A 13,950-nucleotide genomic window follows, 5' to 3' on the forward strand; every position below is an offset into this window, starting at 1 on the left:
TTAAACCGATAACTCTTTCGTGTGAAGAAACTTAGCTGGCTGCTGCTCCCTGCAGTCTTGTTCCTGACGTTTAGCCTTGGAATACAGTCCTGCCGCAAGATCAACGAAGCTACCGAGCTCGGTGGCGGCCTTGTTCCGGCGGTCGACAACATCAATACTTTCGAAACATTTCTCGATGTCCTGACCGACAATGGCCGCTGGAACGGCAATACGACCACGTCGCCTGCCGACCTGGTTGCCATCGGCGCCATCACGAACGACCCGGAGTTCGGCAACAGCAAGGCTGATGCTTACTTCAACTTCGGGCCGGCATTTTACGGCGTTGGAACCTATCCTTATTACAACCGCGACTCCGTTACTGTTGACTCCGTTGTGCTCCAGTTAGGCTACGTGACCAGCTACGGCGACAGCATGGCGCCGCTCTCGGTACAGGTGCGCGAATTAAGCTTCCCCTCGAACTTCAAGGACAGCTCTGTATATACCACACAGGAAGCGCCCTTTGCGGTCGAGCCTACGGTACTAGGTACCCAGAGCTTCAGCATCCGCAACCTCGACGACTCGCTAACGCTGATCCGCAAGCGCGATACGACGAAAGTCGCCAACGTGCTGCGTGTCCGCCTGAACAACCTGTTTGGTGACAACCTCGTATTCGATTCGCTTGCACACCACGACTACAAATCCTTTTACGCGCTTCATCCCGGTCTTGCTGTATTAGCCGATGCGGGCACCGGTAATGGTCTTGCGTACTTCAACCTCGTGGACACGAGCAAGACACGCCTGACCGTGTACTTCCGCGTGAAGCGCGCAGGCACGATCGATACGACCTCGTATAACTACTACCACGGGATCATCGGTGGCGGCTACCAGTCGACCTACACCGCCGATACGTCGACCTTCAAGGGCCGCGGCGCTACCGCGAACCTGATCCAACGCACACCCGGTGGCAACTGGCTCACGTACCTGAATAACCTCGGTACGAGTGAAGACAAGGCTTATCTGCAAAGCGAGCCCGGCAGCGCAATCTTTCTCCGCATTCCGGGGCTCGATACGATGACCAACAAGGTCGTACACCGCGCCGAGCTGATCGCAACGGTGCTGCCTTCCGTAAACGACAACATCTTCGCCGCGCCTCCGTCGCTGTTCCTCGGACGCCGCTCCGGCGACTCGGTGCTCCAGATCCGCGACGACTCCCTGTCGGCATCCCTGAGCAACTTCGGAGCCGTCAACAGCTCGGTCTTCGGTGGCGATCTCAAGGCTGATAAGAAGTACCGGTTTAATGTCACCCTGCATGTGCAGCAGATCCTTGCACACGGAGCCGCGAACGACGAGCTCAAGCTCTTCGCGCCCTTCAAGCTGCGTGTTGCCGATGCGCGCTTCGGCAAGGCAGGCCGTACCTTCTTCCGGCTGCCGCGTGTCGCCTACGGGCGGGCGGTACTGGGCGGCGGCACCTATGCCGACCCCAATGCCCGGATGCGTCTCCGCATCGTGTACTCGAAGCTGCCGGGATAACGAATTCAATTGAATACGACAGGGTGCTATATTTGCACCCTGTTTTATTTTCCAACCCATCAATTACAGTCACCAATGCCTTATCTCTTTACTTCTGAAAGCGTTTCGGAGGGCCACCCGGATAAAGTTGCCGACCAGATTTCCGACGCGCTCATCGACCATTTCCTTGCACTTGACCCGCAGTCGAAAGTGGCCTGCGAAACACTGGTGACGACCGGCCAGGTTGTACTTGCCGGCGAGGTCAAATCGAAAGCCTACCTCGATGTGCAGGAGATCGCCCGCGGCGTTATCCGCAAGATCGGCTACACGAAGAGCGAGTATATGTTCGAAGCAAATTCCTGTGGCATCCTTTCGGCCATCCACGAGCAATCCTCCGATATCAACCAGGGTGTTGACCGCCAGAAGAAAGAAGAGCAGGGCGCCGGCGACCAGGGAATGATGTTCGGCTACGCCAGCAACGAGACGGAAGACTATATGCCGCTCGCCCTCGACCTGGCCCACAAGCTGCTCATCGAGCTGGCTGCGCTGCGCCGCGAGAACAAGCAGATCAAGTACCTGCGCCCCGACGCCAAAAGCCAGGTTACCCTCGAATACGACGATAACAACCGTCCCGTGCGCATCGACGCCATCGTGGTGTCCACGCAGCACGACGATTTCGATACCGACAGGAAGATGGCTGACCAGATCCGCAAGGACATCATCAACATCCTCATCCCACGCGTCAAGGCCAAATACAAGAAGTACGCGAAGCTGTTCAACAACGACATCAAGTACCACATCAACCCCACGGGCAAATTCGTGATCGGCGGGCCGCACGGCGACACGGGTCTTACCGGCCGCAAGATCATCGTAGATACCTACGGCGGCAAGGGTGCCCACGGCGGTGGCGCTTTCTCGGGCAAAGATCCCTCGAAGGTCGACCGGTCGGCCGCTTACGCAACACGCCACATCGCCAAGAACCTGGTGGCTGCTGGCGTGTGCGACGAAGTGCTGGTGCAGGTTTCGTATGCCATCGGTGTAGCAGAACCGACGAGCGTGAACGTGAACACGTACGGCACCGCGAAGGTCGACATGACGGATGGCGAGATCGGCGAGATCGTTCGCGGCATTTTCGACATGCGTCCGTACTTCATCGAGCAGCGCCTGAAGCTCCGCAACCCGATCTACAGCGAAACCGCCGCCTATGGCCACATGGGCCGCAAGCCCGAGCTGGTGACCAAAACCTTCCAGATGCCCGGCGGCAAAGCCGTGACGAAGAAGGTGGAGCTCTTTACCTGGGAAAAACTGGACTACGTTCCGAAAGTGAAGAAAGCTTTCGGTATCTGATAAGAACACATCAACGCAAAACCTCCGCTCCCGCGGAGGTTTTTTCTTTTCTGGGTTAAGAGCGTAGAGCATTTCCTGGTGCATCGACCGATCGGCAACAGGCCAGGGATTGCTGGTTTGAAGGCTGCGACAAACCGCGCTTCTGCAAATTCCTCCTCATGCGCTTACCTTTGGCGGGTGAAAAATTTCCGCTCTCCGCAGCGCCCGAAAAAGAATATGTTGCTCGCTGGCCGCAATGCCATTCTCGAGGCACTCTCCGAAGGTCGCGCCATCGACCGCATCTACCTGCAAAAGACAGCTCCCACCGCGTTGCAGGGCGAGATACGAAAGGCCGCCGAGCGGTCGGGCGTTCCCATCAACTACGTACCGGCGGAAAAGCTCAATGGCTTTAACATCGGCGAGCATGGCGGCTGCGTGGCGCTCCTGTCGCGCGTGCAGTACCACGACCTGCAGGAAGTCATTTCCTGGGTGGTCGATAAAGGAGAGGTTCCGCTGTTCCTGATCCTCGACGGTGTAACCGATATCCGCAATATCGGCGGCATTGCGCGTACGGCCTGGAGCATGGGCGTGCAGGCGCTGATCATCCCCGATAAAGGCGTTGGCGCGCTCAACGAAGACGCCATGCTGACCTCGGCCGGCGCCCTTGAGCACATACCCGTGTGCCGCGTCAACAGCCTTATGAAAGCCGTCGACGAGCTGCGCCTCAATGGTATCCGCGTGCTCGCCTCCGAGATGACCGCCTCCGCAAAACTTTTCGACCTCGACTTCCGCGAGCCTGTCGCGGTCGTGATGGGCGGGGAGGAGCGGGGCATCCACCCGGCGCTGATGAAGATCTGCGATGAGCGCTTTACGATCCCCATGCCCACCGGCTTCGAATCGCTCAACGTATCGGTGGCCACAGGCATGATCCTCTATGAAGCCATGAAACAACGAATGATGCTATGAGTACGACCCGCACAGTGAAGCTCGTGGAATGCCCGCGCGATGCGATGCAGGGCTGGAAGACGTTCATCCCCACCGCTCAGAAAATCCGCTACCATAATGCGCTCCTGCGGGTTGGCTTCGACACGCTCGACTTCGGCTCCTTTGTTTCGGCGAAGGCCATTCCCCAACTGGCCGATACAACCGAGGTGCTTGCCGGCCTTGACTGGCAACGGAGCCGGAGCAAGCTACTGGCTATTGTGGCGAATGTGCGCGGCGCCGAGGAAGCCGTACAGCACGAAGCGATCCGGTTCCTGGGCTTTCCGTTTTCGGTCTCCGAAACATTCCAGCAGCGCAACACGAATGCCTCCATCGCAGAAGGCCTCGAGCGCGTTCGCGCGATCCAGCAATTATGTGTGCAGCACGGGAAGGAACTGGTGGTTTATATTTCGATGGGATTCGGCAACCCCTATGGTGATCCCTGGAGCGCCGGCGTGGTTCTCGAATGGACCAATAAGATCGCGGAGCTCGGCGTGCCGGTGGTATCGCTCGCCGATACCGTCGGTGTAGCGAAGCCGGAGCAGATCAGCAGTATCACCGGGCAGCTTGTAGCGGCACTTCCCGGAACCGAGATCGGCGTTCACCTGCACGCCACGGCCGCCGGCTGGCACGAAAAGGTCGATGCGGCCTACGAAGCGGGCTGCCGGCGCTTCGACGGCGCGCTTCTTGGCATTGGTGGCTGCCCCATGGCCGACGACGAGCTCGTGGGCAACATGAACAGCGACTGGCTGATCGATTACATGGCCGAAAAAGGGGAGGAGCTGTCGCTCGACCGCGCAGCCCTTTCGAAAGCAAGGGAGCTGGCGCAACAAATCTTCGTGTAGATGGACCTGATGCTACCTGTGCATATCCCAGACCCCGGCGTGCGGATGATGCCCGGCGAGCGGATCCTTTCAATTGGCTCCTGCTTTACCGAGCATATCGGCACCGCGCTCGGCGAACTCAAGTTCCGGGTGCTGCAAAATCCCAACGGCATTCTCTTCGACCCGGCCTCAGTATGCCGGAGCCTCCAGTCCTATATCGACCCTGTGCCTTATACGGAGGCCGACCTGTTTGAGCGAGACGGGATCTGGCATAGCTGGAACCACCACAGCCGCTTTTCGGGCACTGATGCCGCAACCGTTCTGGAAGGACTCAACAGCGCGCAGGCAGCCGCACAGCAGTTTTTGAAAGAAGCAGACTGGCTGATCATCACGCTGGGCTCTTCGTTCAGTTACCGGTTGCTCGACCAGGATACAAAGCCGGTCCAGCCGCTGGCCGCCGGCGCCGGCGTTGCCAACTGCCACCGGGCACCCGCGGGCTGGTTTCGCAAGCACATGCTCGGGATCGACGAAACCGTCGAACTACTGGACAACACGCTGCACCGCCTGTTTCGCTTCAACCCGAAGCTTAAGTTTCTCTTTACGGTTTCGCCCGTACGCCACATCCGCGACGGCGTGGTGGAAAACAACCGCAGCAAGGCGCGCCTGCTGGAGTCCGTTCATCACCTCGTGGGTAAGTTCGATCGCCTCTATTATTTCCCGTCGTATGAACTCGTCATCGACATCCTGCGCGACTATCGCTTTTACGCAGAAGACCTCGTACATCCCAACTACCTGGCCACCGGCTTCGTGCTGGAGCAGTTCCTGAAAACCTATACGAGCGAGGACACGCGGCACTTGCTGGAGGAGATCCGCAAGCTCAATGGCGCCCGGAAGCACCGGCCATCGTTTCCCGAAACCGAGGCGCACCGGAAGTTTTTACACACGCAGCTGGCAAAGGCCCGGGAGCTCCAGGCGCGGTACCCGGAACTGGACTTTTCCGGGGAGATCAGCTATTTCGGGGCACAAGGGTAGATTCCCTCTTAGAAATCGTGCATACCTCTCGGATGCCTGTGCAAGCGTTGCCCGGGATGCCGTTCCCAATCATTAATGCATCCGGTCGCCGCGCAGCGGCAGGTTTTGCAGCACCCCGGATTCGAAAGCCAGCCATTCGGCCCAGCGTTGCCGCACCAGGTCCTTCGGAAGGTAGGTTTCGGCTAAGTTGATAAATAGGGCATAATGGCCCGCCTCGCTTTCCATGAACCGGCGGTAGAACTGGCGGAGATACGGGTCCTGCAGTCCTTCGCTGAGGCGTTTGAAGCGCTCGCAGGAGCGGGCTTCGATGAGGGCCATCATGAGGAGGTGGTCGAGAAAACGTCCTTCATGCGATCCGCCGGCCTGGGCATGCCCCAGCAAGGCATTCACATAAAGGTCTTTCCGCTGCCGGCCAAGCCTGAGGCCGCGCTTGTGCAGCTCGGCCAGCACCAGGCGGAAATGGCCCCATTCTTCCGTAACCACCGGGGCCAGCGCTGCGACGAGCTCCTGCCGGTCGCTGTGCCGCTGGATGATGGTGATGCAGGTAACGGCCGCCTTTTGCTCGCACCAGGCATGGTCGGTGAGCACGTCCTCCAGGGAGAGGGCCGCCAGGTCGACCCAGCGCGGGTCGGTGGGTAGCTGGAGGCCCAGGATCGTGCGGGTGTCTTCGGAATAGAGTTCCATGCGGCGAAGGTAAGTTTGGGGTTTGGGATTTCAGGTTGGGGTTGGCGACACGCGATTACCGGTCGATTTCCGTTGAAATTCAAGAGTTTGGATGCCGAATACGAGAAAACCTCAAACTACAAACCGCAAACTTCAAACTGTTTTCCCTAACTTTGCACCTCAAATAAGTAAACTGAAATGGGGGTCCAATGGGGACACCCGAAAAAATCGAAACAATGCCTTTATCGAAAGAAAAGAAAGCCGGCATTTTCACGCAGTACGCCGGTAGCGAAAAAAACACAGGATCCATCGAAGGCCAGATCGCCCTCATCACCGAGCGCATGGCCCAGATTTCTGCGCACCTGCAGCAGAACAAAAAAGATTTCTCCACGCACCGTGGCCTGATGCAACTGGTGGGTAAGCGCCGTCGCCTGCTCAACTACCTGCAAAAGCACAACCTCGAAGGTTACCGCAGCCTGATCGAAAAATTAGGCATCCGCAAATAAGTAAAAGCCCTTCCTGACCCTCCCGCGTCCGGGAGGGCTTTTTTGCTTTAAGGCGTCCTGCCTTCGCCTACGTGCGCCTGCACGTTTCACTAACCCCGCCCGGAGCCCGCCCATGGCCTTCAAACCCACTCCGGGCCTAAATTTCAACAAGATGTTGACCCAGAAATTCTCAAAAACATTCGATATCGGCGGTGGCCGTGAAGTCACCATCGAGTCGGGCCGCCTCGCCCGCCAGGCCGACGGTTCTGTTACCGTTCGCCAGGGCAATTGCGTCCTGCTGGCTACCGTCGTGGCCACCGAGGAACCCAAACCCGGCCAATCGTTCTTCCCCCTCTCCGTAGACTATATGGAGAAGTTCGCCTCCGCCGGCCGCATCCCCGGCTCTTTCTTCAAGCGCGAAGGCCGCCTCAACGACTACGAGGTACTGACCTCCCGCCTTGTTGACCGCGCCCTGCGTCCGCTGTTCCCCGAAGACTATTTCTGCGAGGTGCAGGTGATCATCACCCTCATCTCCTCCGATCCCGAGATCATGCCCGACGCCATGGCCTGCCTGGCCGCATCGGCTGCCCTCGCCGTATCGACCGTTCCCATCCAGGAGGTCATCTCCGAGGTGCGCGTCAGCCGCATCAACGGTGAATACGTCATCAACCCCACGCGCTCGCAAATGCAGCAGAGCGATATGGACTTTATCATCGCCGCCACCGAGAAGAACATCATGATGGTGGAAGGCGAATCGAAGGAGTGCAGCGAGGAAGACCTCATCAAGGTCATCGAGATCGCCCACGAAGCCATCCGCGTACAGATCAAGGCCCAGGAAGAACTCCGTGCCCTGGTTGGCGTTGGCCCCAAGCGCGATTACCCCAAGCCCCAGCATGACGAAGAGCTGCGTGCCCGCGTCAATGCCCTCGGCGAGAAGCGCATGGCGGAGATCGCCCGCGCCAACGAGCCCAAGGCCCAGCGTAAGGAATTGTACAAGAAAGTAAAGGAAGAAGTCGTAGCCGCTATCAAAGCCGAAACGGCCCTGCCCGAAGGCGGTGAGCTTCCGGATGTTACCAAGAAACTCATTGGCGACTACCTGAACGACCTCCAATACCACACCGTGCGCGACATGATCCTCAACGACCGTGTTCGCCTCGACGGCCGCGGCCTCGACCAGGTTCGCCCGCTCGATATGGAAGTGGACGTTCTCCCTGGCCCGCACGGCTCGGCGCTGTTTACCCGTGGTGAAACCCAGTCGCTGACCACCGTAACCCTCGGCACCCCGCTCGACGAGCTCCTCGTGGAAAGCGCTGCCAAGTCGGACTATACCAAGTTCCTCCTGCACTATAACTTCCCGCCCTTCTCGACAGGTGAGGTGAAGTTCCTGCGCGCTCCCGGCCGCCGCGAGGTGGGCCACGGTAACCTGGCGCTCCGCTCGCTGAAGCAAATGATGCCCGGCGACGAGTACTCCTACACCGTGCGCGTGGTAAGCGATATTCTCGAGTCGAACGGTTCCTCGTCGATGGCTACGGTTTGCGCCGGCTGCCTCGCCCTGATGGACGCCGGTGTGCCCTTCAAGAAGCACGTTTCGGGTGTGGCCATGGGTCTCATCACGAAAGGCGACAAGTTTGCCGTACTCACCGACATCCTCGGCGACGAAGACCACCTCGGTGATATGGACTTCAAAGTGACCGGTACCCGCGATGGTATCTGCGGTGTGCAGATGGACATCAAGGTAGACGGCCTCAGCATGGACGTCATGCGCCAGGCACTCGAGCAGGCCCGCCGCGGACGCATGCACATCCTCGACGCGATGGAGAAATGCATCCCGGCCGCACGCCCCGACGTGAAGCCGCATGCACCGCGCACCGTGAAGATCTACATCGACCGCGAGTTCATCGGCGCTGTGATCGGGCCCGGAGGCAAGATCATCCAGCAGATCCAGCGTGAAACCGGTACGACCATCAATATCGAAGAGATCAACGACCAGGGTGAAGTAGCCATCTTCGGCGCCGTGAAAGAAGGCGTGGACAAGGCACTCGCCTGGGTGAAAGGCATCGTGGAAGTACCCGAAGAGGGTGGCGAATACGAAGGCAAGGTGATCTCGATCATGCCTTACGGCGCCTTCGTTGAATTCATGCCCGGCAAGCAGGGCCTGATGCACATCTCCGAAGTAAGCTACAAGCGTCTCGAGACCCTCGACGGTGTGCTGAGCGAAGGCGAGATGATCAAGGTGAAGCTGATAGGCGTGGACCAGAAGACGGGTAAATTCAAGCTGAGCCGCAAGGCCCTGCTGCCGAAGCCGGAAGGTTTCGTAGAGCAGGAGCGCCGTCCCGATCGTGGCGACCGCCGCGATGACCGCGGGGGAGACCGTCGCGACCGCCGCGACGACCGTGGGGGAGACCGCCGGGATCGTGGTGACCGCCGCGACGACCGTGGTGGCGACCGCCGCATGGAGCGCAACGACCGCCGCGAAGAGCGCCGTGAGGCCCGCAGCAGCGACCCGCGTCCGCAGGCAGAAGGTGGCAGCAACTTCTCGCAGGAGTCGCAGCAGCAGCAACCTTCGGCCGAAGGCCAGCAGCCCGGCAACCACTCCGAGCTCGGCCCCGACGATCTCCTCTGATTTGTAACAAAACCATTTCAAAAGGCTGTCTTCGGGCAGCCTTTTCTTCTTTTCTCATGAACCATATTCTCCTTACCATTCCGGCCGGTACCGAACAGCAGGAGTTGCTGATCGGCCTTCTGTCCGACATCGCCACCGGCTTTGAGCAGCAGGACGACCGCCTGCTCGCCTATGTAGAAGAAGGCTACGACCCCGAAGAATTGGCCAATCTCCTCCAGGGTTATTCGTACAGCACCGAAACGATCGGCGAGCGCAACTGGAACGCCGAGTGGGAGAAGAATTTCCCGCCGGTGATCGTCAACGACTTCGTAGCGGTGCGGGCGCACTTTCACGACCCGATACCGGGCGTACGGCATGAGCTCCTGATCACTCCCAAGATGAGCTTCGGCACAGGGCATCACGCCACCACCTGGCAGATGATGCAGGCGATGGAAGGGCTCGACTTCGCGGGCAAACGGGTGTTTGATTTTGGCACCGGCACAGGCGTACTGGCCATCCTTGCCGAGAAGCTCGGGGCAACCGAGGTGCTCGCCATCGACAATGATCCGTGGAGCCTGGAAAACGCGCAGGAGAACTGCAGCCGCAACGGGTGCCGGCACGTGAAAGTGGCGCTCAGCGCGGATTTGCCCGAAGGGCTCGTTTTCGATATCGTGCTCGCCAACATCAACCGCAACGTGCTGCTCGACTACGTCGATTACCTGAAAAAAGCGGTTGTGCCCGGGGGCTACCTGCTGCTCAGCGGGCTGCTTGTCGAAGACCGCCCGATCATTGAAGAGGTATATGGAGCGGCCGGGTTTACGCATGAGCATTACAGTGAAAAAAATAATTGGATCTACTTAGGGTTTGTTAACAAATTCTAAAGGCCCGGTTCGATTTAACAGCCGCCTCTCCGCCGATTGTCCTAATTTTGGCTTCTCTTCAACCGCCTTGCACATGAATGAATTGATGCTGATCCTGGTTGCCTACCTGGTCGGAAGTATTCCTACCGCGGTTTGGACCAGCAGGTACTTTTTTGATATCGATATCCGCGATTACGGCAGCGGTAACTCTGGCGCTACCAACACTTACCGCGTTCTTGGCTCCCGCTGGGGCACCTTTGTGATGATCGTCGATATGCTGAAGGCGATCGTTGCCGTCAAGCTCGTTTTTTTCCTCCCGTACGCTTTCCACGACGACCTCTACCTCGTCAATATGCAGCTCGGCCTTGGCCTTGCCGCTGTGCTTGGTCATATTTTCCCCATTTGGGCTAATTTCCGTGGTGGAAAGGGCGTTGCCTCTCTTTTCGGGATGGTACTCGGTATACAGCCCAACGTGGCGCTCTGCTGTGTGGGTATCTTTATCCTGGTATTATTCCTCACCCGCTGGGTGTCGCTCAGCTCTATTCTCGCAAGCGTTGCCTTCCCGATCTTTATCCTCTTCATTTTTAACGAGCCGGAGCACCTCTATCGCATTTTTGCCGTAACGGTGGGTATGCTCGTGCTGCTGACGCACCAGAAGAACATCGGGCGCATCCTGAAAGGGAGCGAAAGCAAGGTGCCGATCCTGAAGCACCGCGACCGCCGGCGACAGCGCGTCCGTAAATAAAATGTTATTCCATGGCCCGGGCTTCAACCCCGGGCTTTTCTTTGGGTCTTTGTGGTATCATTCTTGACCGCGCAAACCATAAAAGAGACGAATATGAAGATCCTTAAGACCGTTACGGCCTTTCTCATCAGCACGGCTGTACTTATGGGCTGCTCGCGCAACCCGATCACGGGCCGCAATCAGCTCAGCCTCCTCCCCGAATCCGAATTACAATCGATGGGTACCCAGCAGTACCGGCAATTTCTCAGCTCCGCGCATGTGGTCAGTCCTTCGGCCGACCGCGACGCCGAGATGGTTCGCCGCGTTGGCCAGCGTCTCGTGAACGCAGTAGTTGCCTACCACCGGCAGAATAACATCAGCGACCGTCTCCAGGGCTACCAGTGGGAATACAATCTCGTCGACGACAAGCAGGTCAACGCCTGGTGTATGCCCGGCGGTAAGATCGTGGTCTATACCGGCCTGCTGCCTGTAACGCAGAACGAAGCGGCACTTGCGGCCGTACTCGGCCACGAGATCTGCCACGCGCTCTTCCAGCACGGCAACGAGCGGATGAGCCAGGGTATGCTGCAGCAGGGGCTTGGCTCCGCTCTTTCGGTTGCCGTAAGCAACCGCCCTGCCGCCACGCAGAACCTGTTCCTGCAGGCCTTTGGTATTGGTTCGACCGTACTGGGTACGCTGCCCTTCTCGCGCAAGCAGGAGTCGGAGGCCGACCGCTACGGTCTTATCTGGATGGCGATGGCCGGCTACAATCCGAACGAGGCCCTTGCGCTCTGGCAGCGTATGGCCGCACAGGGCGGCTCCAAGCAACCCGAGATCCTGAGCGATCACCCTTCCGATGCCACGCGTATCAAGCAGATCAAGGAATGGCTGCCGGAAGCAATGAAGTACTACAAGCCCGCAGGCCGATAAGCTTTAACTGTGCAGAACCGGAAAAACAAGGTTCTGCCGGGCAAAACCCCGCCTTGGGCGGGGTTTTTCTTTACTTCAACCTTGTACATATGGCAATTTTATCGTACTTTTGCATTCTGTTTGTGTGAAAAACCCCGCCAAAACCCTCCACTGCTTGTTCATAAAACCCGGAAACATCTATGTCACAAACAATTGTAGAGAAGTTACAGCTTAAGAATGAGAAGACGATATTGATCCAGGGCCTACCTTCCTCTATCGAAAAGCAGTTCGCCAAATTGTCTTTCGCAAAAAATCTGACTCCGCTCCTCCGTACCCGCAAGCTCGATTTCGCACTGGTGTTTGCTGTGAACGAAACACAACTCAACAACATCCTTCACGACATCATGCCCGCGCTCAAGGAAGAGACGCGCCTTTGGGTAGCCCACCCGAAATCGACTTCGAAAATTTCAACGGATCTGAACCGCGAAAGCAGCTGGAACAAGCTGGTGGCCGCGGGTTATGAAAGCTCCGAGCAGGTTACCCTCGACCACGTTTGGAATGCCGTCAACTTCCGCAAGGCAGAAGTAACGGTACTTCTCGAAGAAGTTCAGGAAGTGATCGCCGACGTTAAGCCGACGCGAAAGCGGAAAGCAGTCACAGCGTAATAATACAGCCCCTCGGAAGAGGGGTTTTTTATTTAACTTATTTGATTTCTGATCGTTAGCTGTTCCGCGGAGAGGAAATAATTCTACACGGATACGCTCATCGGGTGCGGAGCCTCAGCGCTGCCTGTTTGCCAGTCGTTGGCATGTAAATAGTATCTATTGGGGCATGACGAATACTCCAACTGCCACTTGGCCCCATATCAGTACGATCGATCTTCTTTGCTTTTCGCACCTGCGTTGGAACTTCGTGTATCAGCGACCGCAGCACCTGCTAAGCCGCTTTGCGAAGCATACACGTGTATTCTTTATCGAAGAACCTATTTTTCATGATGGCGCAAACCGCCTGCAGATAAATGAGCCCGCGAAGAATGTGTATGTCGTGGTGCCGCACCTGCAACACGGAATGGAGGAAGAAGCCGTGCTGCAATGCCAGCGCGAGCTTGTCAATGACCTCATCTCGGTGATGGAAATCAATAAGTATTTCTGCTGGTACTATACACCTATGGCGCTTCCCTTCAGCGATCACCTCGAGCCTGCGGCAACTGTCTATGATTGCATGGATGAATTGTCGGCCTTCAAGTTTGCGCCCGTTGCCCTGAAAGAAAATGAGCAGCGCCTCCTGAAGAAAGCTGATGTCGTCTTCACCGGCGGCTACAGCATCTACGAGGCGAAGCAACATACACATCCCAACATCTACCCGTTCCCGAGCAGCATCGATCGCGAGCACTTCGCATCGGCGCGGAGCATTGTTGCCGATCCCGCCGACCAGGCTTCTGTGCCGCATCCGCGCTTCGGCTTCTACGGTGTTATCGACGAACGCTTTGATATCGACCTGATCGGCGCTGCAGCAACAGCGCGCCCCGACTGGCATTTTGTGCTGATCGGGCCCGTGGTCAAGATCGATCCGGCCACACTGCCGCGCAACCCCAATATCCATTACCTCGGTGGTAAGGATTACAAGGAGCTGCCGCACTACCTGGCAGGATGGGACGTCGCCATCATCCCCTTTGCACAAAATGAATCCACCCGCTTTATCAGCCCGACGAAGACGCCCGAATATCTTGCGGCCGGTAAGCCCGTGATCTCTTCACCGATCCGCGACGTGGTGTCGCCCTATGGCGACAATGCGCTGGTGCACATCGCGTCGGATGCCGACGAGTTCGTGCAGGCAGGTGACGCGCTTCTCGCCGTGCAGGATCATTCGTCCTGGCTGGCGCGGGTCGATGCGTTTCTTGCCGGCAACTCCTGGGACCGTACCTGGAGCCAGATGGCGCAGCACATCGAAGCGCACATGAAGGCGCAGCACAGCAAGACACGCGAGGCGGGAACGTCTTTCGTTTCCACCCAGTCGCTGTAAGCAGCGATACTATTGTTGGACGAAACGTAACCGG

Annotated in this window: 13 protein-coding genes; 12 read left to right on the forward strand and 1 reads right to left on the reverse strand. The window is 57.9% G+C overall.

Annotated elements, in window-relative coordinates; all coding sequences use genetic code 11:
- Positions 1-21: 21 nt before the first annotated feature.
- The 5 genes from ACYU7Z_RS03785 to ACYU7Z_RS03805 all read left to right on the forward strand — a co-directional run bounded on the left by ACYU7Z_RS03785 (position 22) and on the right by ACYU7Z_RS03805 (position 5,651).
- Complete coding sequence (locus tag ACYU7Z_RS03785; protein ID WP_460567521.1) at positions 22-1,509, forward strand: DUF4270 family protein; 1,488 nt, start codon at positions 22-24, stop codon at positions 1,507-1,509.
- 75 nt (positions 1,510-1,584) lie between these two features.
- Positions 1,585-2,835 carry a methionine adenosyltransferase gene (gene metK / locus ACYU7Z_RS03790; protein ID WP_460567523.1) on the forward strand — a complete coding sequence of 417 codons (1,251 nt, stop codon included), beginning with the start codon at positions 1,585-1,587 and terminating at the stop codon, positions 2,833-2,835.
- A 177-nt stretch (positions 2,836-3,012) separates the two neighbouring features.
- A complete protein-coding gene (gene rlmB, locus ACYU7Z_RS03795; RefSeq protein WP_460567525.1) occupies positions 3,013-3,780 on the forward strand; it encodes a 23S rRNA (guanosine(2251)-2'-O)-methyltransferase RlmB in 768 nt (255 codons plus the stop codon).
- On the forward strand, positions 3,777-4,640 hold the full coding sequence (locus ACYU7Z_RS03800) for a hydroxymethylglutaryl-CoA lyase (RefSeq protein ID WP_460567527.1): 864 nt from the start codon (positions 3,777-3,779) through the stop codon (positions 4,638-4,640). Before rlmB ends, ACYU7Z_RS03800 begins: the two co-directional genes overlap by 4 nt.
- The gene (locus ACYU7Z_RS03805; RefSeq protein ID WP_460567529.1) at positions 4,641-5,651 is read left to right on the forward strand and encodes a GSCFA domain-containing protein; all 1,011 of its coding nucleotides are present in this window, start codon (positions 4,641-4,643) and stop codon (positions 5,649-5,651) included.
- 72 nt (positions 5,652-5,723) lie between these two features.
- Here the strand turns inward: ACYU7Z_RS03805 and ACYU7Z_RS03810 are convergent, their stop codons facing one another.
- Positions 5,724-6,335 (reverse strand): MiaE family protein, encoded by a 612-nt coding sequence (locus ACYU7Z_RS03810; RefSeq protein WP_460567531.1) that lies wholly within the window; start codon positions 6,333-6,335, stop codon positions 5,724-5,726.
- Positions 6,336-6,550: 215 nt separating this feature from the next.
- Here ACYU7Z_RS03810 and rpsO point away from each other — a divergent pair, with 215 nt between their 5' ends.
- The 7 genes from rpsO to ACYU7Z_RS03845 all read left to right on the forward strand — a co-directional run bounded on the left by rpsO (position 6,551) and on the right by ACYU7Z_RS03845 (position 13,916).
- Positions 6,551-6,820 (forward strand): 30S ribosomal protein S15, encoded by a 270-nt coding sequence (rpsO, locus tag ACYU7Z_RS03815; RefSeq protein WP_460567533.1) that lies wholly within the window; start codon positions 6,551-6,553, stop codon positions 6,818-6,820.
- A 151-nt stretch (positions 6,821-6,971) separates the two neighbouring features.
- Entirely contained in the window at positions 6,972-9,422 is a 2,451-nt protein-coding gene (gene pnp, locus ACYU7Z_RS03820) for a polyribonucleotide nucleotidyltransferase (RefSeq protein WP_460567535.1), read from the forward strand.
- A gap of 56 nt (positions 9,423-9,478) precedes the next feature.
- A complete protein-coding gene (prmA, locus tag ACYU7Z_RS03825) occupies positions 9,479-10,282 on the forward strand; it encodes a 50S ribosomal protein L11 methyltransferase (protein WP_460567537.1) in 804 nt (267 codons plus the stop codon).
- Positions 10,283-10,355: 73 nt separating this feature from the next.
- Positions 10,356-11,006, forward strand: a complete 651-nt coding sequence (gene plsY / locus ACYU7Z_RS03830) for a glycerol-3-phosphate 1-O-acyltransferase PlsY (RefSeq protein WP_460567539.1) — start codon at positions 10,356-10,358, stop codon at positions 11,004-11,006.
- 93 nt (positions 11,007-11,099) lie between these two features.
- Positions 11,100-11,915: a M48 family metallopeptidase gene (locus ACYU7Z_RS03835; protein ID WP_460567541.1), complete on the forward strand. Its 816-nt coding sequence runs from the start codon at positions 11,100-11,102 to the stop codon at positions 11,913-11,915.
- Positions 11,916-12,094: 179 nt separating this feature from the next.
- Positions 12,095-12,559: a hypothetical protein gene (locus tag ACYU7Z_RS03840; protein WP_460567543.1), complete on the forward strand. Its 465-nt coding sequence runs from the start codon at positions 12,095-12,097 to the stop codon at positions 12,557-12,559.
- A 166-nt stretch (positions 12,560-12,725) separates the two neighbouring features.
- Positions 12,726-13,916 carry a glycosyltransferase family 1 protein gene (locus ACYU7Z_RS03845; protein ID WP_460567545.1) on the forward strand — a complete coding sequence of 397 codons (1,191 nt, stop codon included), beginning with the start codon at positions 12,726-12,728 and terminating at the stop codon, positions 13,914-13,916.
- Positions 13,917-13,950: the final 34 nt, after the last annotated feature.

The organism is Flaviaestuariibacter terrae (genome assembly GCF_054777635.1).

Bases quoted from the DNA above. Each gene is read 5' to 3' on its own strand.
- metK (WP_460567523.1), top strand. From the start codon at position 1,585: ATGCCTTATCTCTTTACTTCTGAAAGCGTTTCGGAGGGCCACCCGGAT.
- ACYU7Z_RS03800 (WP_460567527.1), top strand. From the start codon at position 3,777: ATGAGTACGACCCGCACAGTGAAGCTCGTGGAATGCCCGCGCGATGCG.
- ACYU7Z_RS03805 (WP_460567529.1), top strand. From the start codon at position 4,641: ATGGACCTGATGCTACCTGTGCATATCCCAGACCCCGGCGTGCGGATG.
- ACYU7Z_RS03810 (WP_460567531.1), bottom strand. From the start codon at position 6,335: ATGGAACTCTATTCCGAAGACACCCGCACGATCCTGGGCCTCCAGCTA.
- rpsO (WP_460567533.1), top strand. From the start codon at position 6,551: ATGCCTTTATCGAAAGAAAAGAAAGCCGGCATTTTCACGCAGTACGCC.
- pnp (WP_460567535.1), top strand. From the start codon at position 6,972: ATGTTGACCCAGAAATTCTCAAAAACATTCGATATCGGCGGTGGCCGT.
- prmA (WP_460567537.1), top strand. From the start codon at position 9,479: ATGAACCATATTCTCCTTACCATTCCGGCCGGTACCGAACAGCAGGAG.
- plsY (WP_460567539.1), top strand. From the start codon at position 10,356: ATGAATGAATTGATGCTGATCCTGGTTGCCTACCTGGTCGGAAGTATT.
- ACYU7Z_RS03835 (WP_460567541.1), top strand. From the start codon at position 11,100: ATGAAGATCCTTAAGACCGTTACGGCCTTTCTCATCAGCACGGCTGTA.
- ACYU7Z_RS03840 (WP_460567543.1), top strand. From the start codon at position 12,095: ATGTCACAAACAATTGTAGAGAAGTTACAGCTTAAGAATGAGAAGACG.
- ACYU7Z_RS03845 (WP_460567545.1), top strand. From the start codon at position 12,726: ATGACGAATACTCCAACTGCCACTTGGCCCCATATCAGTACGATCGAT.